Below are 23,648 nucleotides of genomic sequence, written 5' to 3'. Positions count from 1 at the left end.
TGCAGAGGGGTCACCGGCGGGCGAGGTCCGGGCGGGCGAGCGCGGCCGGGAGGCCCGCCGGGTACATCGCGGCGAGCGCCTCCGGGGCCCAGTCGGCGGGCCGCTGGACCATGGCCACCCTGAACATCCCGAGGTCCATGTGGTAGAGGATGTGGCAGTGGAAGGCCCACGGCCCGAGGGCGTCGACCTCGACGAGGAGCGAGAGCCGCTCGGCCGGCTTGACGACGACGGTGTGGAGCCGCGGGATGCGCTCGCCGTGGCCGTTCTCGAGCTCCATCCACATGCCGTGGAGGTGCATCGGGTGGTTCATCATGGTGTCGTTGACCATGGTGAGCCGGAGGCGCTCGCCGTAGACGAGGGGGATGAGCGGGTCCTCGGCGTAGGTCTTCCCGTCGATCCCCCACATGTAGCGCTCCATGTTGCCCGTGAGGTGGAGCTCGACCTCGCGGTCGGGGGCCCGGCGGGGCTCGGGGTGGATCGCGCGGAGGTCGGTGTAGACGAGGACGCGGCGGCCGTCGTCGCCGAGGCCGACGCCGGGCTCGTGGAGGCGCGAGCGCGTCTGGTCCGGGGCCATGGCGTTGGCGACCCCGTGGCCGTCGGCGCCGTGGGGCGTGACCTCGGGGAGCGAGCCCGGCGGGCGGAGGCCGGCGTGGTCGACGCCCGGCATCGCGACCTCGTCGGCGTGGGCGGCGTGGTCGCCGTGGGCCAGGACGGGGGCCGCGGCGGCGGGGTGGCCAGGGGCGGGCGGCTCGCCGTGGTCCATCCCCCCGTGGTCCGCGGTGGCGCCGTGGCCGCCGGGTGCGTCGCCCATGTCCATGCCGGCGTGGTCCATGCCCGGCCCGCCGTGCGCCATCCCCATGTCCATCATGGTGAGGACGGGCCGCTCGCGGCGCTCGGGGACCGGCGCCGTCATGCCGGGCCGGGGGGCGAGCGTGCCGCGGGCGTAGCCCGAGCGGTCCATGGCCTCGGCGAAGAGGGTGTAGGCCCGGTCGCCCGGCTCGACGACGACGTCGTAGGTCTCGGCGTTTCCGATCCGGAACTCGTCGACCGCGACGGGCTCGACGTGCTGACCGCTGACCTGGACGACGGTCATCGGGAGGCCCGGGATGCGGACGTCGTAGAACGTGCCCGCCGCGGCGTTGACGAACCGGAGGCGGACCCGCTCGCCGGGCCGGAACAGGCCGGTCCAACCGGGGTCCGGGGCCTGTCCGTTCATCAGGAAGGTGTACGTCGCGCCTGTGATGTCCGAGATGTCGGTGGGGTCCATCCGCATCCGGTCCCAGTCGAGCCGCTCGCGGAGGCCCATCCCCTCGCCACGGATCAGCCCGGCGACCGTCTGACGCTGCTCGTTGTAGTAGTTCGGGCGGCTCTTGAGGTGGTCGAGGATGGCGTGGGGGTCCTCGAACGTCCAGTCCGACAGGACGACGACGTACTCGCGGTCGAAGGCGTAGGGCTCGGGCCCGGCCGGGTCGATGACGAGCGCGCCGTAGTGGCCGAGCTGCTCCTGGAAGGCCGAGTGGCTGTGGTACCAGTAGGTCCCGTACTGCCGGATGGGGTACCGGTACTCGAACGTCGACCGCGCCGCGATGCCGGGGAAGTTGACGTGGGGCACGCCGTCCATGGCGTTCGGGAGGATGAGCCCGTGCCAGTGGATCGACGTGTCCTCGTCGAGCCGGTTGTGGACGCGGATGACGGCCTCGTCGCCCTCGGTGAACCGGAGGAGCGGGCCCGGCACGCCGCCGTTGATGGTCACGGCCGTCCCGCGCTCGCCGCCGAACAAGAGGGGGGTCCGGTCGATGGTCAGGTCGTACTCGACGAGGCCGGGGCGGCGGACGGTGGGCGAGAGGCCGGGCGGGCGGGCCGGCCCAATCGCGGGGGCCGAGCGGGCCCAGGCGGGGGTGAGGGCGGTCAGGCCCGCGAGGGCGCCGAACGCGGAGGCGTCGCGGAGGAAGCGGCGGCGGTCCATGGGGGGCGGGGCGTCTAGGGTGTTCAACGCGCCCGGCCCGGCGGGATGCCCGCGGAGCACCTTAAATGGCGCACAGGTCGGCCGCGACGAGCGTTCGAAGGGCAAGGCTAGCCGTCGTGGTCGGAGGGGTGGCCGCCGTGCCCCTCGTGCGCGTCCCCATCCATGACCGCGCCGTCGTCCATCGTGTGCTCCCCTTCATGGTGGGGCGGCGCGTCGGGTGGGGGGGCGGCGGGCGCGGGGGCGGCCGACGCGGGTGCCGAGACGTCGGGGACTGACACGGGCCCGTCCTGGGCCGCCGGGCTGGGGTCGGGGGCCGGTGGCTCAGGAAGGGTGTCTGCCCGGGGGACGGCGGCAGCCCGGTCCGCGGCGCTCGGGAGGGCGTCGGCCGGAGTGGCGGCCGCCGGCACAGCGGCGGGCCGAGGGGTCTCGTCGGATGCGCACGCTCCGAGGGCGAGCGCGAGGAGGGCGAGGAGGCGCATGGGTGGTGGGTTCGAGGGCTACTCGACCGGCGTAGAGGAGAGGGCGAGGACGCGGACGGTGCCGGCGCCGTCGAGGCGGAGGCCGACGCGTCCGGGCGGCGGGGCGGGGCCGTGGGGGTGCGTGAGCTGCTCGCCGCCGAGGTACCCCCGGAAGTGCGTGCCGACGGCGGAGGCCCTCAGCTCGGCGGGACCGTCGAGCGCGGCCGTGCGCTGGTCCATCGTCGTCTCCACGCCGTCGGAGGCGCGGCCCTGGCGGAGCGTGGCGGGGCCCGAGGCCGCCGTGTCGAGGGCGAGGAAGTCGTAGTCGGCCGGGCTCTGGACGGCGTAGACGAGGGCGGCGGTGCCCGTGAAGCCCGAGAGGTCGAGCGCGGCGCGGGCCTCGAGGTCGCCGAGCGTGTCGGGGAGGACGGCGAGCGTCGGCCGGCCGGACGCGACGGTGAAGACGGGGCCCTCTGCGGGGGCGCCCGCGAGGACGTCGAGGCGGGCGGCGAGGGCCGTGTCGGGCGGGGCCTCCAGTGCGGGGGCGGTCGCCGCGACGGCGACGCCGTGGTGGTAGACGAGCTCGCCGCCGTGCTCGGCCGTCTCGTAGACGAGGAACAGCCCCACGAGCCCGACGGCCGCCAGCGGCGCGTGGACGGCGAGGCGACCGGGCTCCCGACCGCGGCCGTCGAGCCAGAGGGCGGCGACGCGGGCGGCCGCGTAGAGGCCCGCGAACCAGACGAGCCAGAGCGCCCCGTCGGCGTGGGCGTTGAGGGTCGGGAGCGCGGCGGCGGGGAGGTCGACGGACTCCGAGGCGTCGCGGCCGGTGAGGAACGCGGCGGCCGTGCCGAGCGCGCCGAGCGCGTAGAGCCCGACGGCCGAGGCGCGGACCCACGGCGCGCGCTGGCGGACGGCGAGCGCGACGGCGTCGACGAGGGCCGCGACGACCAGGAGCGCGACGGGGAAGGGGACGACGAGGGGGTGGACGTTGGGGGCCCAGTCGGGGAGCATGCGGCTAGCGGGGCGGGACGGCGGGGGGCGCGAGGCTTCGGCCGACGGCGGCGAGGAGCGCGGCGAAGTAGAGGGCGACGAGGGCGGCCATGGCGTCGGCGGTCGTGGGGGGACGGAACGCCGGGGGGCCTGAGGTGGGGCTGTGGCCGACCTGAAAAGGCTGTAAGGTGGCGGCGTCGCCTCGACCCGTGGGTATCCCATGTCCCTCCCGTCCCCCGCCCCCGACGCCCCCATGTGGGTCCTGCTCATCGAAGACGAGGCCCGCCTCGCCGACTCCGTCCGCCGCGGGCTGGAGGAGGAGGGGTACCGCGTGGACGTGGCTCGCGACGCCGAGGAGGGGGAGCGGCTGGGCCTCGCGAACGCCTACGACGCGTTCGTCGTCGACTGGCGGCTCCCGAAGGGCGACGGGAAGACGCTCGTGGAGCGGCTCCGGGCCGAGGGGAAGGACCAGCCGGTCCTCATGCTGACGGCGCTGGCGGACGTCGAGCACCGGGTCGCCGGCCTCGACGCCGGCGCCGACGACTACCTCCCCAAGCCGTTCGCCTTCGAGGAGCTCGTGGCCCGGCTCCGGGCGCTCCTCCGGCGCCCCCCGCTCTCCGACGTGGAGCGGACGGTGACCGTCGGCCCCCTCACGCTGGACGCCGAGCGGCGCCGGGCGACGATGGCCGGGCCCCGGGGCGAGGCCGTCCTCACCCTCCGGCCGAAGGAGTACGCCATGCTCGAGGTGTTCCTCCGGAGCGCCGACGCGGCCCTCTCGCGGACGGTCCTCGCCGAGCGCGTCTGGGGCGACGCCCTCTACGTGACCGACAACGCCCTCGACGTGACCGTCAGCGGGCTCCGTCAGCGGCTCGACGACGCGGTCAAGGCGTCGGGCGCGCCGGGGGCCCCGTGGATCGAGACGCTCCGGGGTGTGGGGTACCGGCTGGTCCCGGGCGAGGGGGCCGCCGGGGAGACCGGGGGCGCGGAATGAGCGGGCCGGCGCGTTCGGACGGCGTGCTCCGCGCCCTCCCCATCTCGGCCCGCCTCGCGCTGTGGTACGCGCTCGCGCTGCTCCTCCTCCTGAGCGCGTTCGCCGTGTTCTGCTACGTCGGGTTCCACGCGGCGGCGCACCGGTCGTTCGACCGGCACCTCGACCACGAGTGGGGCGTGATCGAGCCGCTCCTAGAGGTCGGGACGGGGGGCATCGAGGCGGGCGCGATCGAGGCGTCCGAGGCCGTGGCGACCCGGCTCGACGGGCCGAGCGGGACCTACGTCCGCGTGATCTCTCCGACGGGCGAGGTCACGTACCGGTCGGACAACGTGGACCGGCACTCGCCCCTGGAGGTGGTGCTCCCCGAGGGGCCCGAGCCGCTCCGGGTCAGCCGCGCGTGGGACGGCGAGCCGCTCCGGTCGCTCGTCGTCCCGGTCCGCGCGGGCGGCGCGCGGGCGGGCTACGTCGAGGTCTCGGGGTTCGAGTGGAGCCGGCACCGGGAGCTGCGGGACCTGGGCCGGATGCTCGCCCTCGGCGTGGCGCTGAGCGTGCTGCTCGCCCTGGGGGCCGGGTGGTGGCTCGCGCGCCGCGCGCTCCGGCCCGTCGCCGTACTCACCGAGGCGGCGGGGCGGATGGCCGGCGACGGGGCGCGGCTGGGCGGTCGGCTGCCGTCGGAGTTCGAGACGCGCGACGAGCTGACGGCGCTGGCGGAGACGTTCAACGGGCTCCTCGACCGGCTGGAGGCGTCGGTCGAGCGCGAGCGGCGGTTCACGTCGAACGCGGCCCACGAGCTGATGACGCCCCTCGCGACGCTCCGGAGCGAGGCCGAGGTGGCGCTCCGGCGGGAGCGCGAGCCCGAGGCATACCGCGAGACGCTGGGCCGCGTGGTCGAGGACGTGGCCGAGATGACGGGGACGGTCCAGGGGCTCCTCCAGCTCGCGCGGGCGGAGTCGCTCTCGCGGCCGGAGGGCGAGCGGCTCGACCTCGGCGAGCTGGTCGCGCGGCGGGCCGAGCGGTTCCGACCGGAGGCCGAGGGGAAGGGGGTGTCGCTCGAAGTCGAGGCGGCCGAGGGCGTCCGCGTGAACGCCGAGGCGGCACCGCTCGCGGAGGTCGTGGACAACCTCGTGGCGAACGCGGTCAAGTACACGCCGCCGGGCGGGAACATATGGGTCCGGATGGACCACGGGGGCGGCGTGGCACGGCTGGAGGTGGAGGACACCGGCGCCGGGTTCGACGAGGCGGGGTGCGAGCGGCTGTTCGACCGGTTCTTCCGTGCGGACACGCCGGAGGTGCAGGCGGAGCCGGGGAGCGGGCTGGGCCTCGCGATCGTGAAGGCGATCGTGGAGGGGTACGGGGGGACGGTGGGGTGCGCGAGCGAGGGACCCGGTCGGGGGGCGACGTTCTGGGCGGAGCTGCCGTGCCTGGGCTGCACGGCGCCCTTCCATTCATGAGTCCCCAGGTACTCACGCGAACTGCCGAGGCCCCTCGGCGGAGTCGGGTGGACCTAGCGTGTGATTCCACACACTAGAGAGACGCCGCTGGGCCACCCTGAGTGGGATGCGCTTTAAGCAGTAGCTGTGTCGAAAAACGGCCTGATTCCGGACGTCATGAGCGATCGGTGGGGATCGGCCTTTCTGGTGCTGTCTCGCCTCCGGCAACCCGTCCAGCAATCATCGTCCGTCAACGCCCGACCACCGGGGCTTCTGGACACACGGCGAAGCCCCGTGGGACCCCGGTGACACCACGGGTGGCGTATGGCACGTCTGACCATGGGGTACCCCTCTACCCCGCCGTGCCTTCCCCCCGCCGCCTCGTCGCCCTCGTCGACTGCTCCGCGTTCTACGTCTCGTGCGAGCGCGTCTTTGACCCCTCGCTGGTGGGCGTCCCCGTCGCCGTCCTGTCCAACAACGACGGGTGCGTCATCGCCCGGTCGCAGGAGGTCAAGGACGCCGGCATCCCGATGGGCGCCCCGTACTTCAAGCACCGCCGCGAGCTCGAGGCCATGGGCGCCCGGGTGTTCTCGAGCAACTACACGTTGTATGGGGACATGAGCCGGCGGGTCATGGACACGCTCCTCACGGTCTCGCCCCACGTCGTCCCCTACTCCATCGACGAGGCGTTCGTCCACCTCCCGACCGGCGGGCGGGCCGGCGACGCGCTCCGCGACCACGCCGAGGCCACGGCCCGCGAGATCCGGCGTCGGGTCCTCCGGTGGACCGGGATCCCCGTCCGCGTGAGCGTGGCCGAGACGAAGACGCTTGCGAAGGCGGCCTCGGAGTACGCCCGGACGCTCCTCCGCGCTGGCGAGGAGCCCGTCGTCTGCTTCTACGGCCACCCCGACCGGGAGGCGTTCCTCGAGGACCTCGACGTGGGCGACGTGTGGGGCGTCGGGCGCCGGTGGGGCCAGCGGCTCCGGGACCTCGGGTTCTCGACGGCGGCCAAGCTCGTCGAGGCCCCGGACGTCGTGATCCGGAGCCGGTTCAACGTCGTCCTCCTGCGGACGGTCTACGAGCTCCGGGGGCTCCCGTGTGTCCGGGACGGGGACGGCCCGGTCGAGCGGAAGACGATGGTCCGCTCTCGGAGCTTCGGCGAGCCGGTCGAGGACGCCGAGACGGTCCGCCGGGCGGTCGCGACGCACGCGGCGCGGGCGGCCGAGAAGCTCCGGGCCGAGGGGCTCGTGGCCGGGCGGGTCGGCGCGTTCTGCACGACGAAGGGGTACGGGCCGGGGCCGCACCGGACGGGGTGGGTCGAGCGCGAACTGACGGTCGCCTCGGCCCGGACGCCCGACCTCATCCGGGCCGCGCTGCTGTCGCTGGGCGAGGCGTTCATCGCGGCCGACGAGCGGGGCCGGCCGTACCGGTACCGGAAGGCCGGCGTCGTCCTCGGCGAGTTGAGACCGGCGGGAACGGAGCAGCGGGCGCTGTTCGACTCCGACGAGCGGACGCCGGAGTGGACGGCGGCGCAGGGCCGGCTCATGGACGCGCTCGACGCGTGCAACCGGAAGTTCGGACGGCGGGCCGTGGCGTTCGCGGCGATGGGCCCGCCGAGCGCGCTGCGGAAGGCTCGGGACGGGTCGGACGGGGCGCCGCGGTGGGAGATGCGCCGGGAGCGGATGAGCCCCCGGTACACGACGCGGTGGGACGAGATCGCCGCCGTGGGTGCCTGACCCCCGGGACCCAGCCGCCGCAGCGGGGCGGACGGCTAGTTCCGACCCCGAACGGGAGGGCCGTGAGCCGGTCCGGCGCCGCTTTCCGTTTGAGTCGGTGTCCACGCCGGCCCCGTCGCCCCCACGCGTCGGCTCGGCCGGCGCGCGGCAGTAAGCGGGGCCCCAAACTGACCTCCCCGTCCCTACTGAGATGCACCGCCCGTCCACGCCCCACCCCGTCCGTCCACGCACCGGCCGGGGCCTCGTCCTCCTGGCCATCGCGGCCGCCCTCGCCGGGGCGCCCCTCGCGCAGCCTCTCTCGTTCGTCGACCTCCGGCCTGGCGTCGTGGGGGGGGCGCCCACCGAGTTCGTCGTGTTCGACGGCGCCCTCTACTTCACGGCGGACGACTCCCCCCACGGCCGGGAGCTGTGGCGGACGGACGGGACGGTGAGCGGGACCACGCTCGTCAAGGACATCAACTCTGGCGGCGACGACAGCCGCCCCTCCGAGTTCTTCGCGTTCGACGGGGCCCTCTACTTCTCGGCCGACGACGGCGCGACCGGGCGCGAGCTGTGGCGGACGGACGGGACGGCGGCCGGGACCACGCTCGTCAAGGACATCAACCCAGGCCCCGAGGGCAGCCTCGCGACCCGGCGGATCACGGAGTTCGTCGTCGACCGGTTCGCCGCCCTGGGTGGGGCGCTGTACTTCGCGGCCGACGACGGCGCCCACGGGATCGAGCTGTGGCGGACGGACGGGACGGAGACGGGGACCGTCCTCGTCAAGGACATCCGCCCCGGCCCCGACGGGAGCGTCGACCCTCCGAACCGGACGGACTTCGACCTCACCCCGTTCAAGGGCGCCCTCTACTTCCAGGCCTCCAACGGCACCGACGGGTACGAGCTGTGGCGGACGGACGGGACGGCGGCCGGGACGGCCCTCGTCAAAGACATTCAGCCCGGAGCCGAGAGCGGATTCCCCCAGTCGTTCGTCGGCTTCGACGGGGCCCTGTACTTCGCGGCCAACGACGGGACGGCCGGGATCGAGCTGTGGCGGACGGATGGGACGGCGGCGGGGACCGTCCTCGTCAAGGACATCCTGCCCGGCCCCGGCGACGGGTTCGGCTTCGACTCGTTGATGGAGATGGCCGAGTTCGACGGCGCGCTCTACTTCTGGGCCGAGGACTCGCTGGACGACATCGAGCTGTGGAAGTCGGACGGGACCCCCTCGGGCACCGCCCGGGTGAGGGACATCAAGCCCGGTCCCGGGGCGAGCTACCCCACCCACTTCCACGTCTTCGACGGCGCGCTCTACTTCAGGGCCACCGACGGGACGCATGGGTTCGAGCCGTGGCGGACCGACGGGACCGAGGCCGGGACCGTCCTCGTCAAGGACGTCGACCCCGGCCCGGACAATGGGTTCGTCGCCCGTCAGGGGGACCCCGGATTCGTCGACGTCGACGGCGCCCTGTACTTCGTGGCCGACGACGGCGTGACCGGGCGCGAGCTGTGGTCGACCGACGGGACGGAGGCCGGGACCGCCCTCGTCGGGGACGTCAACCCCGGCGCCGGGGACGGCCAGGTCAGTACGAGCGGCATCGAGCTGGCCGAGTTCGACGGCGCGCTCTACTTCAACGCCACCGACGGCGCGGCCGGCGTCGAGCTGTGGAAGCTGGGCGCCCCGCCGTTCATGGGAGGCGTGGCCGCCGAGGGAGGACCCGATCCCGAGCCGCTCGCCGTGCTCGCGTGGCCGAACCCGGCGGCCGACCGGCTGCGGGTCGCCGTCGTGGGGGCCGGGGGCGGGCCGGTCCAGGTGGAGGTGGTCGACGTGTTGGGCCGGAGAGTGGCCGCGGCCGTGGGGACCTGGGCCGAGGTCGACGTGTCGGGGCGCGCGCCGGGGCCGTACGTGGTCCGAGCCCGGGCCGGCGCGCGGACGGCGACGCGGGTCGTCACGGTCGGGGAGTGACCCGGCCGCGCCGGGCCACTCCCGAGGCCGTCGACCCCGACACCGAACGGCCGGCGCTACCGGGCGACCGTGACCACGCGTGAGTCCGCCGTCTCGCCCGCCGCGACGCGGACGACGTAGACGCCCGCCGGGAGCCCCGTGAGGTCGACCGGGACCGACCCGAACCCCGCGCCGAGTCGGGCGTCGGCCGCGGCCACGCGGCGCCCCAGCGCGTCGTAGACCTCGGCCCGGACCTCGGCCGCTTGGGCGAGCTCGACGGCCACCGTGACCGGCCCCGTCGCCGGGTTTGGGTAGACGGCCACGGCGAGGCCCGCCCCGGCGTCGTCCGCCTCGGGCCGACCCTCAGCGGCGACGGCCCGGCGCGAGCCCGGCGCCGTGAACGTCTGCCCGGCGTTCTCCGAGCCCCTCGTGTGGGCCTGCGGGCCAGCCCACGAGAAGTCGCCGGCGCTCGAGCCCGTCCCCGTCAACTGGAGCGAGTACCCCGTCGGCGTCCCGCTCGTCTCGGCCACGCCGAGGTCGTCGGAGGTCATCCCGGCCGCCGGGCCGTCGGCCGCCGTCAGCGTCCCCTCGTACGAGATGAACTGGACGACGGCGCCCCCGTCGTCGACGAGCGCGAGCCCGTCCGGCGACCCGTTCTGGACGCCCGACCGGGCGAACCACAGCGCGCCGACCCCGGCGCCCTCGTCGTCGATCGTCCCCGAGAGCGAGACCGTGTCGTAAACCGCCCCGTTCGACCCGTTGTAGAGCGCGACGGACCACCCCGAGAGGTCGAGCCCGGCCGTCCCGGCCACCTCGACGCCCTCGTTCGTGTCGCCCCCGGAGTTGTCGTAGTGGACCTCGTTGACCCACGCCTCCGGCGCCGGCCCCGAGCCGCCGACGAACGTCTGGTTCGCGTTCGGCGCCCCGGGCGTCCCGGCCTGCGGGCCCTCCCACGCGAAGTCGCCCGCGGCCGAGCCCGCCCCGCCGACCTGGAGGCTCCACCCGACCGGCGTCGACGACGTCTCGGCCACGCCGAGGTCCGTCGAGGTCGCGCCCGAGGCGGGTCCGTCGGTCGCCGTGAGCGGGCCCTCGTAGCTCAGGAACTGGACGACGGTCCCGGTCGGGTCGACGAGGGCGAGCCCGTCGGGCGACCCGTTCTGGAGCCCGGACACGGCGACCCACACGGTCCCGTGGCCGCCCTGCTGGGCCGGGACGGTCCCCGAGAGCGAGACGGTCTGGTAGACCGCGCCGCCGGAGCCGTTGTAGAGGGCGAGCGTCCAGCCGGCGAGGTCGGTCCCAGCCGGACCCGCGACCTCGACGCCCTCACCGACGTCCGTCCCGTCGTTGTCGTAATGGACCTCGTTGACCCAGAGCGGGCCGGTGGACCCCGTCCCTCCGCCTCCCCCTGCGCCGCCGCCGTTGCCCGGCACGCCGGACAGCCCGAACGCCCGCCGGGCCAGCGTCGAGTCGAGGACGAACGGGTTCGGCGTCCCCTGGAGCGTCGCGACCCACTCGGAGCGGGCGTACTCGGCGAGGTCGACGGGGTCCTCGTAGTGCCACACGATGAGGTCGCCCTTCTGGACGTCGAAGAACGCCTCGGACCCGGCCGCCTGGACCTCGGCGTCGTAGATCGCCCGGAAGTAGAACACGGCCCGGGCCGCGTTCCCGGCGTGGTCCTCGCGCGGCTCGAACCGGGCCGAGAACGCGGGGTCGGGGTGGCCCGAGGCCCGCTCGCTCCACTCGTCGACGGCGACGGTCGGGACGAACGACTGGCTCTGGCCCTCGCGGTACCAGGCCGTCGCCTCGGCGTCGGGGACCTCGGCGTACGGGTGGTTCCCCCGCGACGAGTTCACGTTGTCCTTGGCCGGGAAGAGGTGGTGGAGGTCGGACTTCGCCGGCTCCGACCCGGCCCCGTACGACTGGGGCCACGTGTGCTCGGCGTTGACGCCCTTGGTGTACGCGTCGGTCGAGGGGTCCTGGCCGGGCGTGAGCGTGATGCAGAACCGGGTGTAGACGCCGCAGACCTCGCCGTGGGTGTCCTGCTCGTGCTGGTAGAGGACGTCGCGGCCGTTGTTGTAGCCGAGCGTCTGGGCCGGCGTGTAGGCCGACCGGACGGCGTTCAGGAGCGACGCGCCGGACTGGCCGGGGTAGAGCGTGGTCTGGGGCTGGGCGAGGGCGGGCGCGGTGAGGAGGACCGCGAGGAGGGTGGCAACGCGCACGGGCAGAGGGGGAGGGCGGCCCTCGAACATCGAGGTCGGGGGCGTCCGCCGCGTAGTCCCTACGTCACGGTCCGGCTCCGTCCTACGGCCCCCCTGTCTAGGTCTACTGGGCCGGCCCCACGACACGGACGTAGAAGTAGGCCCACTCCCCACCGCCCTCCGGGACCGCCTCGATCGTGAGCTCGACGGCGCGGAGCCCGTCCGGCTCCCACACCGTGTCGACGGTGAACGGCGCCTCTGGCCGCGGTTCCTCGTCGAGGACGGGCGCGCCGTAGAGCTCGGTCAGCGCGGCCTTGAACCGGGCGTACTCCGCGTACGCCGCGGCCTCCGAGTCGAACCGGGGCGTCGCGTCGACCGTCACGGCGAGCCGGTCGGTCCCGCCGGGGCCCCGCTCGAACACGAAGAGGGCCTGGCCTCCGCTCCGGCCGACGTACGTCAGCGTCCCCTCGGGCCCGTCGGCGTCGGGGGCCCGGCCGAACCGGGCGACGACGGCCTCGGGCGCGTCGCCCCACGCGACGCCGTACCGCTCGGTCGGCGGGACGTAGGGCAGCGAGTCCGAAGGAGCAGCCTGGGCCGTCGCGCACTCGGCGACGGCCGTGAGGACGATGAGGGCGAGCACGGCGCGCACGGGGCTAGCGTACGACGCCCACGCGTTGAAAGGTCACCTCGGCCCACACCGGCTCCGGAGGAGGTGAGCACGAGGTGGGGTCACCCCGCTGGCCGCTTCACCGCGTCTCGTCACCCGTCGTCGTAGGGGCACCTGGGGGAGAGGGCACGGGGAACGGGGGCCGAGGCGTGCCCATCGGACCCCGGCCCCTCGCCCTGCTACCGCACGACGACGAGGCGGGCCGTCGCGACGGCCCCGCCGGCCTCGAGCCGGACGACGTACGCCCCAGCGGGGAGGCCCGCCGTCTCGAAGACGACCCGGTGCCCCCCCGCTTCGGCCACGCCGTCGACGAGCCGGGCCACCTCGCGCCCGAGCACGTCGTACACGGCGAGCCGGACGGCCCCGGCCTCCGACACGCCGTACGGGACCGTCGCGGACCCCGCCGTCGGGTTCGGGTACGGCGTCCCGAGCGCGAACGCCGCGGCCTCGCCCACTTCCTCCGGCTCGCCCTCGGCCTGAGCGGCGAGCGCGCTCGAGAGCGGGAGCCCCGTGTCCGCGTCGCGGAAGCCCCACGCCGAGCCCCCGAGCACCGACGCCCCGCTGGCCGTGCGCCCCGCCGAGGCGAGCGCCCCCGTGTCCCGGACCCTGAACGTCAGGGAGTCCGTGCCGAGGGTCCGGCCGGTCCGGAGGTCCTCGAGGTACCCTGCCAGCGTGTACTCCCCGGGGGCCGCGTCGGCCGGGACGTCGACGAGGAGCCGCCACGACCGGTCTTGAGACTGCCGGATGAGGAACTCGACGGGCCCGCCCCTCAGCACCTCCGCCCCGTTCGGGTCGGTCACGACGAACCCCCCGTCGCCGCCCAGGACGTACTCGGTCCGGTTGTCGAGGTTGTAGTTGAACCGGAACGACTCGCCGGGGTCGACGTGGACGAACGGCCGGGTGACCGGGACCGGCCGGAGCGTGAGGACGAGGGCCGGCGTGAGCGCGACCTCGACCTCGTCCGCGGCCGTCCGCCCGCTCGGGTCCGTCACCGTCAGCGTGAGCGTGTGCCTCCCGCACGGGAGCTGGAATTCGGGGGTCCGCCCCGTGCCGAGCTCCGCCCCCCCCTCGCTCCAGACGTACGTGAGCCACCCGCCGTCGGGGTCCGACGACGAGGACCCGTCGAACTGGACGAGGCTGTAGTCGGGGTTGTCGCACGACATGGTCTGGTCAGGCCCGGCGTCGGCGACGGGCGCCGCGCTCGGGCCGGGCGGCCCATTCCGGAACACCATCCCGAACGGCTCGCCGGCGTCGTCGCGGCCTGTGACGGCGAGGTCGAGGTCCCCGTCGCCGTCTACGTCGGCCCAGGCGAGGCTCCCTCCGGCCGCGGGCCGGAGGGCCGCGCTCGCGGCGTCGTCGCGGACGAGCGCCCCGCCGTCGTTCCGGTAAATCTCGCTGAGCGCGTTGTCGGCGCCCTTGGCGAGACCTGTCAGGGCCAGGTCGAGGTCCCCGTCGCCGTCGTAGTCGCCCCACGCGAGCTCTCCGAGGTCTACGCCGGCGATACTCGTGCTGGAGGGTGCAAGTTGGGCCCCCGTGTTCGGGCGGAATACTCCGACATATTCCGGGGTCGGCCGTGCGATGGAACCGGTGTTCCCAGCGAACGGACCACGGTATCCCCGAACGGTTCGCCGACCGGTATAGGCAAGGTCGGGATCGCCGTCCCCGTCGTAATCGGCCCAGGCGAGCGCGCCGTCCTCGAGCTTGTCGAGCATCGGCCCGGGCCTGAATTGGCCTCCGGTGTTTCGGAGGGTCTCGACGAGGCTGATCGGGCTCCTTCCGGACCCGGGTAACCCGGCCTTGTACGCGAAGCCGAGGATGGTGAGGTCCAGGTCCCCATCGCCGTCGTAGTCCGCCCACCCGAGGTCCCCGTCGTAGAGCCGCCTGCTCCCGGCCGGGGACGCCCCCCAGAGCGTGCGGTACTCGGGCCCGCCGAGGCGCCCGCGGTAGTTCTTGTACACGTACCCCACGGCGTCCCTCCGCCTCGGAGTGGTGTGCCCGCCGAGCGCGAGGTCGAGGTCCCCGTCGCCATCGAAGTCGCCCCACGACAGGTTCCCCCCGCTCACGTCGACGATGTTCTCGCTGCTCTCGGCGTCGCGGACGAGCAGCCCCCCCTCGTTCCGGTACGCCTCGCCGTACCGGACGCCGGCCCCGTCGATCCCCGTCAGCACGAGGTCGGGGTCCCCGTCCCCGTCGTAGTCGGCCACGGCGAGGGCCCCGTCGCTCACGTCCGGGACGACGGCGCTGTTCGCCGCGTCGAGGACGAGCGCCCCCCCCTCGTTCCGGTACACCTCGCCACGGCGAGTCCCAGAGGCGTCGAGCCCGGTCACGACGAGGTCGGGGTCCCCGTCGCCGTCGAGGTCGAGCCAGACGAGCGCGCTGCGCTCGACGTCGGCGAGGACAGCGCTCGACGCCTCGTCGACGGCGAAGCTCTGGGCCGAGGCCGACGGCACGGCGGCGAGCGCCAGGAGGACAGAGGAGAGGGCGGTCAGGAGGCCCGTCCGACACAACGTGTTCATGTAGGGGATGGAAGGGGCGCCGTCGCGAGCGCCCGTGGACCGTCACGCGCTTCGTCGTGCGGGCCCCACGGCCGGCCGGCGAGCGCCGCCAAAGTAGGTGACCATTCGTGCCCCGCAAGGCCACCCGATCAACGAATCTGTCTCGTTGGTCGGCCAGTCAGGTTTTCGAGATCGGCTCTAGGTATCGACTTCGCACGTGGGAACCCATTGGGGCAGAGACTCTCTACCTCAAAGGCACACGGGAACTTGCCCCGTTTGCAGAGCCTCTGTCGGCGGCTCACGGGAGGAAGTCGCCCACGCTGGGGGCTCGTGGGCCGAGCGCACGCTAGCCCCCTCCTGGGTGCAGACGCCCGACCATATCCGGCCCGCTCTCCTCCCAACGGTCGCCCACCGCCCGCGGAAGGCGGTGACGCCGGGCGACGCTAGCGGACGACAGTCAGGGGAACGGGGACGACCTCGTCCCCGGCGACGACGCGGACGACGTATATGCCGGCCGGGAGCCCCGAGGCGTCGAGGGCTACAGCGTGCCGGCCGGCCGCGAACGGGGCGTCGTACGCGACGGCCACCCGCCGGCCCAGCGCGTCGAACGCCTCGGCCCGGACCGCCGACGCCTCGGCGAGGTCGAGGGCGATGGTCGCCGAGGTGGCGGTCGGGTTCGGGCGGACCGAGACGGCGAGGGCTCTGCCGGGCGCGTCCTCGGCCGCCGTGTCCTTCGGGTCGAACGCTCGGCCGGCCAGCGTGGGGTCAAGGACGAACGGGTTCACGTTCCCCTGGTACCGAGCGACGAGCCCCGACCGGACGGCCTCCTCCGGCGACGCCGGGTCGGCCGCGTCCCACGCGATGAGCGTCTCGAGCTGGTCCTCCAGGAACGAGGCGTCGGCCGCCGGCTCGTAGACCGTCGCGAAGTAGAGGACGGCCCTCGCGATGTCGCCCTTGACGGACTCTCGGGGCTCGAAGTACACCGGCCCTCGCTCGCTCCACTCGTCGATGGCGTCGGTGGGTATCGTCGTCTGGGACTCGGCGCCCCGGTACCACGTCTGGGTCTGGGCGTCGGGGACCTCGCCGTACGGGCTGTTCCCCCGGCTCCCGTTCACGTTCGACTTCGCCGGGTACAGGATGTGCATGTCGGACCGCTGGGGCTCCGACGACGCGCCCATCGACTGGGGCCACGTGTGCTCGGCGTTGATCCCGGCGTTCGCGAGGTACGCGCTCGGGTCGACCCCTCCGGGGAGGGCGACCGCGAACCCGGTGTACACGCCGCGGACGACGCCGTCGGGGAACGCCGAGACCCCGGCGTAGAGGGAGTCCCGGCCCCGGTCGTACCCCAGCGTCGTCCCCGTGTAGGCGGCCCGGACGGCGGCCCGGAGCGGGCCGAGGCGCAGGCCCGGGGCGACCTCGCCCTGGACGCCGACGAAGAGGTCCACGCGGCTCGTGAGGGCCCCGTCGGTCGCCGTGACGACGAGTGGGTACACGCCAACGGCCGAGGGGGCCGTCCACGTCACGACGCCCGTCGAGGCGTCGACCGCGGCGCCGTCGGGGCCCGAGACGAGGGCGTAGGTGACCGGCGCCCCCTCGGGGTCCTCGGCGTCGTAGTCGACGGCGACCGCCTCGCCCTGGCCGACGAGGACGCCGTAGGTCGGGTCCGAGAAGACGGGGGCCCGGTCGGGCGGCTCGGCGAGGACCGTGAGCGTGGCCGTCGTCGTGGCCGCCGCCTCCCCGTCGGACACGGTGACCGTCACGTCGTACGACGGGCCGGCCTGGGACTGGGTCGGCGTCCACGTCAGGACGCCCGAGGCGGCGTCGACCGAGGCGCCGGCGGGGCCCGCGGCGAGCGCGAACGTGAAGGGGTCCCCGTCGGCGTCGGCCGCGTCGTAGTCGAACGCGAACGGGACGTCGGCGACGACGTCGCCGTCGGCGAGGGCGGCCGTGAACGCGGGCGGGAGGTTCCCCCCGGCCCCGGTCACGACGAAGTCGTCGGGGAAGGGGGGCCGGTCGTCGTCGGACCCGACCCAGTTCGCCGGGTCCCCGATCGCGGCGAGGAGCTCGGCCCGGGTCCCCGTCGTGGGCCCGTCGTAGGCCACGTTGTCGAACTCGTCGACGGCGACGGCGGTCGAGCCGTTCGCGAGGCCCGCGGGGAGGGCCGACGTGTTCGCGCTCGTCGCGTCGGCCTGCCACTCGGCCGGTCCCTCGACGTTGAGCCCGTAGACGAACGCGGGGGCGTCGTCGGGCCCGGTGTAGACGAGGAGCTGGTCGCCGGACGTCGAGAACGCCGGTCCGGCCACGTCGGCGAACGTGAGGACGGTCCCGGGGGCGAGCCCGGCCGCGGGGACCGTGTAGCGGTGGACGCCCTCGTTGGCGCGGAACGAGCCGGCGGCCCGCCACCCGTTGTCGGTGAACGCGACCTCGGCGCCGCCGGGGACGGGGGCGAGCGCGACGGCGGCGAACTCGTCGGGGTCGTCGGCCCGGTACCCGACGACGGCGAGGTCGCCGGCCGTCTGGGCCGTCGCCGCCAGCGGGGCGAGGAGGACGAGGACGACGAGCGTGCGGAGGAGTCGGGCCATGAGTGCGAAGTCGACGGGGCCCCCCAAGCCTACAACCTCCGGTCGGCGCACCGATGGCCTGATCGGGTTCTCTCTCGGTGGAGTACACTTCTGCGCTCGACATGGGCTCTCACACACGTCGCGGCTCCCTCGACACAAGGCTCCCCCGGCGCCAGCGTCGTTGACCCATGGACCTAGACACCTTCGTCGCCCGCGAGCTCGGCAAACCCGAGGACGGTCGGTTCGGGGCACACGCTTGGAGGTTCGGCGACGACGGGCGCTTCGAGCGCTGCGGGCTCGCCGAGTGCCGGGCCGTCTCGTTCGCGCGGAGCGAGGATCCGGAGCGGCGGCCCATGTTCCACGTCAAGCCCGACGAGGTCGCCGCCCTCTTCGACGCCGACGACCACACGCCATACGTCGACCCGGGGTGTACGGCCGCCGGGATGGAGCGCGTCGTCGAGCTCGCTCGCGAGCACCTCGGGTTCACCGGCCGTCTAACGGCGTCGTCGTCGGGCCAGTCGTGGAACGTCTACAGGCGGTAGCGCCCTCGGACAGACCACGCGCTCGGTGCCAGAGGAGCCGGCGCGTTCGTGAGGCAGCGGCTTGGTCGAGACGGCGACGTGCGGACGCCCTCTCGGCTAAAGCGTTGCCTCTGTCGGGTCGTCGGGGTCGAACGGCGGGATGTGGACCCGCTGTTTGGGTCGGGACCGCGCCTCCTCATACCGCCGCTGAGCGCCCTCGCTGAGGTGGGCTGTGTAGAGCGGGCTCCGGAGCGAGTTGCCCGTCCGGAATGGCTCGCCCTCGATGACGCACTCCACCTGGAACTGGTCGAGCGTCTGGAGGTCGACGAGCACGCGGGCGAGCCGGGCGATGACGTCCCGCCGTCGGGCGACGTGCTCGGCGGCCCGGTGGCGGAGCGCGTCTAAGGCCACGTCGTCGAGCCCCGCGAGGTCCGCGTGCCACTGGACCTTCTCGTAATCATCGCCGGCCCCGACGACGGCCCCAGGGTCGACCAGCCGCTCCGCCTCGAGACCGGCGTAGAGCGCCACGACCTTCGCCTCGATCGCCGCGACCCCGTCGTCGCCGGTGCTCCCCTCGCCCAGGCCGCTGTCCCACTCCTCGGCCTGGGACGACCCCGCCGAGTGGCGGTCGGCGTCAGGGACGATGGTGACGGTGCCGGCGAGGTTGCCGTGGTCGAAGTCGACGACGGCGTGGCCGGCTTCGTGGTACGCTGTTCCGAGGATGGCCATGCGCTGAAGCTAAGCCATGCGCCCAGACTCTCAGCTCGACGCAGGTGGACGTTCAGAGCGCTGGCCCGTCGGTGGCCGGGTGCCGGTCGGCGAGTTCGATGCTGTCGCCCTCGGCTGTCAAGACGGCCAGCAAGGGCTCATGCGCTCGGGCCTGCGGAACCACTACGTCGCCCGGCCCACGGGTCGGCCACGAGACCGTCTAACGGCTCCCGATACTGCGGCAGGCCCCTCCCGGTCTATGTACCCTCGAGGAGGCAGCAGAGGGACCGTACGCGCTCGAACAACTCGTCGTACGTGATCACGTCGATGTCGGCGAGTCCGCCACGGAGGGCCTCGAAGGAGCGCTTCTTCGCGTCGTCATCGCCTAGGCTGCAGCCGGCATGGCCTGCCACGATGAGGCAGCGGGGCGCGGCCACCTCGAACTCCCCCTCGCGTTCAATCCGGAGGTGGGAGTACCCCGTCGTCAGACGGTACCGGTAGTTGCGGACCTGGGCCAGGGCGCCCGAGAGCTCGACGGACGCACCGTACACTCGCCCGCCCGACTTCCCCCGGTAGGGCGTGCCGAGGAGCGGCGTGGCCGGCGTCTTGATCTCGACGCACGCCGCGTTCGCTGTGATCGGGTTGGCGTAGAGGAAGTCGAGCTCGGTCGCCCCCTCGCGCGAGAGCTCACGCCCGCCGACGTAGGCCTTGTCTTGGATGAGAAGGACCGGGACGCTGAAGGCCTGCGAGAGGATGAACGCGTTGTCCTTGAACGTCTGCTGCCAGAACTCCTCGCTCGTGTTGCCCTCGTTCGCCTCCCAGGTGTCGAGCGCGGCCCGGAGGGCGGCGACGCCGGCGAGGCTCTGGAGCTTCTGGACCGTCGAAACCTCGAGGCGCTCGAGCTGGCGGACGACCTCGGCAGAGTCCTCGTCGCGGAGCGTGAGGTCGACGACCTTCCCGAAAGTGTCGAGGCCAGACCGGCGGCCGAGGGCGAGGAGCGTCCTGACCGTGCCCTCGAGATCCTCGGGGGACTCTCCAGCCTGGAGATCTAGCTTCAGGAAGTGGGTCTTCCCCGACGGGAGCCCGCCCGACCGGTACAGCCGGTAGAGGCCTCCGACGTGGCGCACGAGCTTGTCGACCTCCTCGGCGCGGAGCTCCGTCTTGACCCACTCCCCGGCCCTCATGTTCGAGAGCGCGACCTCGTTGTGGTCCTCCCACTCGTCGCCCTTCCGCTTCCGTTGCGAGACGATCCAACCCCGGACGGGCTGCGCGGCGTCCTTGGCGTTGTCGACGAGGACGGCCCGGAAGACGAGGCGGGTCGTCGAGGTCTCACGAAGGACCACGTCGTCGCACCGCGCCGCGCCTCCACTCCTCACGATCTGGACAAGCTCCACGGGACCTTGGGGCGACGCTGGCGGGGCCGCGGCTCGTTTAGCACGGCGATCATGGATGATCGCGGCGTGGGACGAGGCGAGCGGTTCAGCCAGCGTCGCCGGCAGACCGCCGTGCGTGTGGACGCCGCGCAGAACTGAGTGATCACCGCGACTGGATACCGACAATGTACTCACGGGTTTGAGTACTCGCATCGCGAGATCGAACCCGCTACATGAGCGCCTCCCTAACCACGGCCGTAACTCCCGGCGCCAAAGCGCGGCCCCGGAACCGGTCGGCATGGGCCGGCCGAGCGGAGCCGCCGTTCGCGCCGGAGCAGAGCCGGCATAGAGGACATCGTGAAGCAGGCCGATGGTACGAGCCCGAGATCGCATCAGCTTCCGTAGCATCCGTGTGCTCGTCTACGCCCACGTCCACCCACCGGCCGCCCATGCCCGATCCCATACCCACGGCGGAGGTCCGTGTCCAACGCCGCCTGGCAGACGCCGACCGGATCGCCCTCGACGCCCACGTCGCCACCGTGCGGGAGTACCAGGCCAAGAGCGTGGAAGCAGCGAGGGCCCTCGCTGCGATCATGGACGATGAGCTCTACGTAGAGACCGGCACGTTCGCCGAGTTCGCCCTCGCGACGTTCGGGATCCGGCGCCGACGAGCTTACCAGCTCGCGAAGGCGGGCCGCGTGTACGCCGAGTTCGAGGAGGCGGGCGTCGCCCCCCTCCCGCGCAGCGAGGCCCAGCTCCGGCCGCTCACGGGGCTCGACAAAGCCGCCGACCGCCGCCGGGCATGGGAGCGAGCGTTAGAGACGACGGGAGGCGACGAGGCGCGGCTCACACAGGAGGATGTCGAGCTCGCCGCCAACGCCGTGGCGGGGGTCCTCGGCACGGGGGCCGAGCCGCTCCCCTCACGGCTCGGCTTGGCCGCGCTCGAACGCGAGCTCGACGGGAACCCGGCCCCGTCCGACGACCTCCACCGGGAGACGAGGTGGGCCCTCGGGCTGCTCGACCCGGGCGACGAAGCGGAGGTCTGGCGACGGGCGACCCACGAGGCCGACGCGGACACGTCGTACGACGCGGAGGGACGGCTCAAGTCGGTCGACCGAGCCGCGCTCCGCGGGGCCGTCCGAGCGCTCGCCACCGAACGGGGCGCACCGGCTCCACGACGCACCGACGTCCCCGGAGGCCTCACGGTCCTGCTGGAGAGGCACCTCCTCGACCGGTCGGACACCAGCCCGGACGCCACGGCCGCGCTCAGCGTGGTCGGCGGCTCGTACCTCGCAGCGTACGCGCCGACGAGCGGCCTCGTCTCGCCGCTCGTCGGGGCGCTGGACGAGGACGACACCGACGACCTCGACCCGATCGAGAGACGCGACGTCAGGGGACGACGGTCGATGGCCCGCTGCCGACTCGAGCCCGAGGTGGCCGCCTGGACGTGGCCCGTCCTCCTCCCCGGCCCGTTCCGGAGCGCGACCTCGTGGTTCCCCGCCTCCGACGCCGCCCCGCCGTGCTACGTCCCGGCGCGGCTCACACAACCGGCGAACACGCGGCCGCACGCCCTCGACCTCAGACTCCCGACTGCCCGAGCGGTCCTCCTAGCCCCGGGCGTCGACCTTCTCCGGTCCGACCTCCCCGACGAGGTCGTCTCCGAGATCTTACGACGTGCGGGGGCCGGAGAACACCTCGCGTTCCTCGCCGCCACACGGCACGCCGACCGGCTCGACGCGGTCGCGTGGCCACCCAATGTCCACCCGGCCATCGGCATCGACGGCGCGGACGACGACGGAGTGGAGGCCGCCCGTCGCGCGCTCGACGCGTTCGACAGAGCGGGGGTCCGTGGCATCTTGGTGCTCGATAGCTGGCCCTCTCCCCTGCCCGACGAGTTGCTCGGCCGTCTCCCCGCCTCAGCGTCGGCCGTCATCCTCCGCGGCAAGAGGACGAGCCGCGGGGCCTACGACTCCTTCCTCGGGATGAGACCGCGCGGCCTCGCGTTCGTCGCGGCGGCCGACGTCCCGCACCGCCCGTGGGACGGCCTGTCAGGCGTCGCCGATGATCCAGAACAGACCCCAGAGCGGGCCCCCGCGCCGGTCACAGCCGACCTCCCCCGCCCGTCCTCCCGTCAATGATCGTCCTCGTCACCGTCGTCACCGCCGCCCCCCTCCCGCTCGCACTCGCCGCCGCGCTCGTGGCGGCCGTCGGGATGGCCGCGACGAAGATTGAGTGGGCCGAGGAGACGTGGAACCCGACGACCGGGTGCACGCGGGTCTCTCCCGGCTGCGACCGGTGCTACATGTTCTCGGAGGTCGAGAGCCGGCTCCAGTACAACGTCCCCGGCAAGTACGCAGCGGGGACGGCCGTCACGCTCCACCCCCGGACGCTCGACGCGACGGCCAGCGTGCTCACTCCCTCGAAGGTGTTCGTCAACTCGATGAGCGACCTCCTCCACGAGGCGATCCCGGACGAGTTCGTGTACGAGGTGTTCGAGGCGATGGGCCGGGCGCCCTGGCACCTCTACATGGTCCTGACGAAACGGGAGCGCCGGCTGGCCGAACTCGGGCCCCACCTCCCATGGGGCGACCACGTCATGGCCGGCGTGTCGGTCGAGGACGCCGAGCGCTCGTACCGCCTCGACGCGCTCCGCGAATGCGGGGCCCGCCGGACGTTCGTGAGCTTCGAGCCCCTCCTCGGCTCGGTCCTCGACGCCGACGGCCACGTCGACCTCACCGGCATCGACTACGCCATCGTGGGCGGCGAGAGCGACTCGCACACGCCGGGCGAGGCGGGCGCCCGGCCCATGCGGCCGGAGTGGGCCCGCGAGATCCGCGACGCGTGCGCCGAGCAGGGCGTCGCGTTCCACTTCAAGCAGTGGGGCGCACACGACGCCGAGGGCGACCTCGTCGGGACCAAGCGGGCCGGCCGTGAGCTAGACGGCCGGACCCACGACGACGAGCCCGAGTGGTACGCGGAGTTCATGCGCCACGCGTGTCTCCAGGCCGCGGCGGCCAAGACGAGCGCCCGTGGAGCCCGCCGGGAGTAACGCTCTGCCGTCCCAACACCCATCGCCCCGCCCGACCCATGGAGTTCCGGCCGTACTCGCTCGCCGAGAACTACCTCCTCGTCACGTTCGAGGGACTGCCGGAGCCCGTCACCTTCGGCGTGTCCGCCGCCGCGGCCGAGGCGACGCTCGCCGCGCTCACGTTCCCCGTCGACGACGACGGGGAGCCGGCGGACGAGCCCCCGCTCTGGGTCCGCGTCCCGCTCGCCGACGGCTCCCTCGCCCTCCTCGACCGCGAGCACCTCACGCTCGTCACCCACTCGTACGAGTACGGGCTGGCCGAGGGGCCTCCCCCGCCCGGCGTCTACGGGGTCGCCGTCCCGGAGCGGGTCGCCGAGGAGCACGAGTGGGCCCCGCCCGTCGTGACGATCGGGATCGAGGGCGTCGGCGTGCTCGACCTCCACGACCAGACACGCGAGACCGCCGATACGTTGCCGGACACGGTCCCCGAGGGCTTCCTCTTCGCCCCGTTCTTCGCGTTCACCGACGACGACGGGGAGAGGAACGTCGTGGCCACCGACCGGGTCGCCTTCGTCGTCCTCCACCCCGACGTCCTGTAGTAC

At 73.7% G+C, this 23,648-nt stretch carries 16 protein-coding genes; 8 read left to right on the top strand and 8 right to left on the bottom strand.

The window, feature by feature from the left end; all coding sequences use genetic code 11:
- Window positions 1-10: 10 nt before the first annotated feature.
- Window positions 11-1,966 (bottom strand): copper resistance system multicopper oxidase, encoded by a 1,956-nt coding sequence (locus BSZ37_RS07710; RefSeq protein WP_095509995.1) that lies wholly within the window; start codon window positions 1,964-1,966, stop codon window positions 11-13.
- A gap of 497 nt (window positions 1,967-2,463) precedes the next feature.
- Entirely contained in the window at window positions 2,464-3,435 is a 972-nt protein-coding gene (locus tag BSZ37_RS07700) for a DUF2231 domain-containing protein (protein ID WP_095509993.1), read from the bottom strand.
- Window positions 3,436-3,634: 199 nt separating this feature from the next.
- On the opposite strand from BSZ37_RS07700, the gene BSZ37_RS07695 reads away from it, so the two are divergent.
- The 4 genes from BSZ37_RS07695 to BSZ37_RS07680 all read left to right on the top strand — a co-directional run bounded on the left by BSZ37_RS07695 (window position 3,635) and on the right by BSZ37_RS07680 (window position 9,516).
- Window positions 3,635-4,405, top strand: a complete 771-nt coding sequence (locus tag BSZ37_RS07695) for a response regulator transcription factor (RefSeq protein WP_218830434.1) — start codon at window positions 3,635-3,637, stop codon at window positions 4,403-4,405.
- Window positions 4,406-4,428: 23 nt separating this feature from the next.
- A complete protein-coding gene (locus BSZ37_RS07690) occupies window positions 4,429-5,856 on the top strand; it encodes a sensor histidine kinase (protein ID WP_218830433.1) in 1,428 nt (475 codons plus the stop codon).
- Window positions 5,857-6,197: 341 nt separating this feature from the next.
- Window positions 6,198-7,571, top strand: coding sequence for a Y-family DNA polymerase (locus tag BSZ37_RS07685; RefSeq protein ID WP_095509990.1), 1,374 nt, complete (start codon window positions 6,198-6,200; stop codon window positions 7,569-7,571).
- Window positions 7,572-7,761: 190 nt separating this feature from the next.
- On the top strand, window positions 7,762-9,516 hold the full coding sequence (locus BSZ37_RS07680; RefSeq protein ID WP_095509989.1) for an ELWxxDGT repeat protein: 1,755 nt from the start codon (window positions 7,762-7,764) through the stop codon (window positions 9,514-9,516).
- 56 nt (window positions 9,517-9,572) lie between these two features.
- On the opposite strand, the gene BSZ37_RS07675 is transcribed toward BSZ37_RS07680, so the two are convergent.
- The 4 genes from BSZ37_RS07675 to BSZ37_RS07660 all read right to left on the bottom strand — a co-directional run bounded on the left by BSZ37_RS07675 (window position 9,573) and on the right by BSZ37_RS07660 (window position 17,437).
- Complete coding sequence (locus BSZ37_RS07675) at window positions 9,573-11,714, bottom strand: endonuclease (RefSeq protein ID WP_179299518.1); 2,142 nt, start codon at window positions 11,712-11,714, stop codon at window positions 9,573-9,575.
- Window positions 11,715-11,817: 103 nt separating this feature from the next.
- Window positions 11,818-12,342 carry a hypothetical protein gene (locus BSZ37_RS07670; protein ID WP_095509987.1) on the bottom strand — a complete coding sequence of 175 codons (525 nt, stop codon included), beginning with the start codon at window positions 12,340-12,342 and terminating at the stop codon, window positions 11,818-11,820.
- Between the two features lie 197 nt (window positions 12,343-12,539).
- Entirely contained in the window at window positions 12,540-14,876 is a 2,337-nt protein-coding gene (locus tag BSZ37_RS07665) for an FG-GAP-like repeat-containing protein (protein WP_095509986.1), read from the bottom strand.
- A 422-nt stretch (window positions 14,877-15,298) separates the two neighbouring features.
- The gene (locus tag BSZ37_RS07660) at window positions 15,299-17,437 is read right to left on the bottom strand and encodes an endonuclease (protein ID WP_095509985.1); all 2,139 of its coding nucleotides are present in this window, start codon (window positions 17,435-17,437) and stop codon (window positions 15,299-15,301) included.
- A 167-nt stretch (window positions 17,438-17,604) separates the two neighbouring features.
- Between BSZ37_RS07660 and BSZ37_RS07655 the strand changes: the two genes are divergently transcribed.
- On the top strand, window positions 17,605-17,958 hold the full coding sequence (locus BSZ37_RS07655) for a hypothetical protein (RefSeq protein ID WP_095509984.1): 354 nt from the start codon (window positions 17,605-17,607) through the stop codon (window positions 17,956-17,958).
- 96 nt (window positions 17,959-18,054) lie between these two features.
- Here the strand turns inward: BSZ37_RS07655 and BSZ37_RS07650 are convergent, their stop codons facing one another.
- Window positions 18,055-18,666 carry a hypothetical protein gene (locus BSZ37_RS07650; RefSeq protein ID WP_095509983.1) on the bottom strand — a complete coding sequence of 204 codons (612 nt, stop codon included), beginning with the start codon at window positions 18,664-18,666 and terminating at the stop codon, window positions 18,055-18,057.
- Between the two features lie 236 nt (window positions 18,667-18,902).
- Window positions 18,903-20,231, bottom strand: a complete 1,329-nt coding sequence (locus BSZ37_RS07645; protein WP_342761183.1) for a Shedu immune nuclease family protein — start codon at window positions 20,229-20,231, stop codon at window positions 18,903-18,905.
- A 236-nt stretch (window positions 20,232-20,467) separates the two neighbouring features.
- On the opposite strand from BSZ37_RS07645, the gene BSZ37_RS07640 reads away from it, so the two are divergent.
- From BSZ37_RS07640 to BSZ37_RS07630, 3 genes are read left to right on the top strand one after another with little or no spacing between them, the layout of a single operon-like run.
- Window positions 20,468-22,156 (top strand): hypothetical protein, encoded by a 1,689-nt coding sequence (locus tag BSZ37_RS07640; RefSeq protein ID WP_095509981.1) that lies wholly within the window; start codon window positions 20,468-20,470, stop codon window positions 22,154-22,156.
- Entirely contained in the window at window positions 22,153-23,067 is a 915-nt protein-coding gene (locus BSZ37_RS07635) for a DUF5131 family protein (RefSeq protein WP_218830432.1), read from the top strand. Before BSZ37_RS07640 ends, BSZ37_RS07635 begins: the two co-directional genes overlap by 4 nt.
- A 38-nt stretch (window positions 23,068-23,105) precedes the next feature.
- Window positions 23,106-23,645 carry a hypothetical protein gene (locus tag BSZ37_RS07630; protein WP_095509980.1) on the top strand — a complete coding sequence of 180 codons (540 nt, stop codon included), beginning with the start codon at window positions 23,106-23,108 and terminating at the stop codon, window positions 23,643-23,645.
- Window positions 23,646-23,648 lie beyond the last annotated feature (3 nt).

Source organism: Rubrivirga marina, assembly GCF_002283365.1.
Lineage (GTDB): Bacteria > Bacteroidota > Rhodothermia > Rhodothermales > Rubricoccaceae > Rubrivirga > Rubrivirga marina.
Note: the sequence above shows the minus strand (reverse complement) of the source record. Positions and strands in the feature narration are given on the sequence as shown.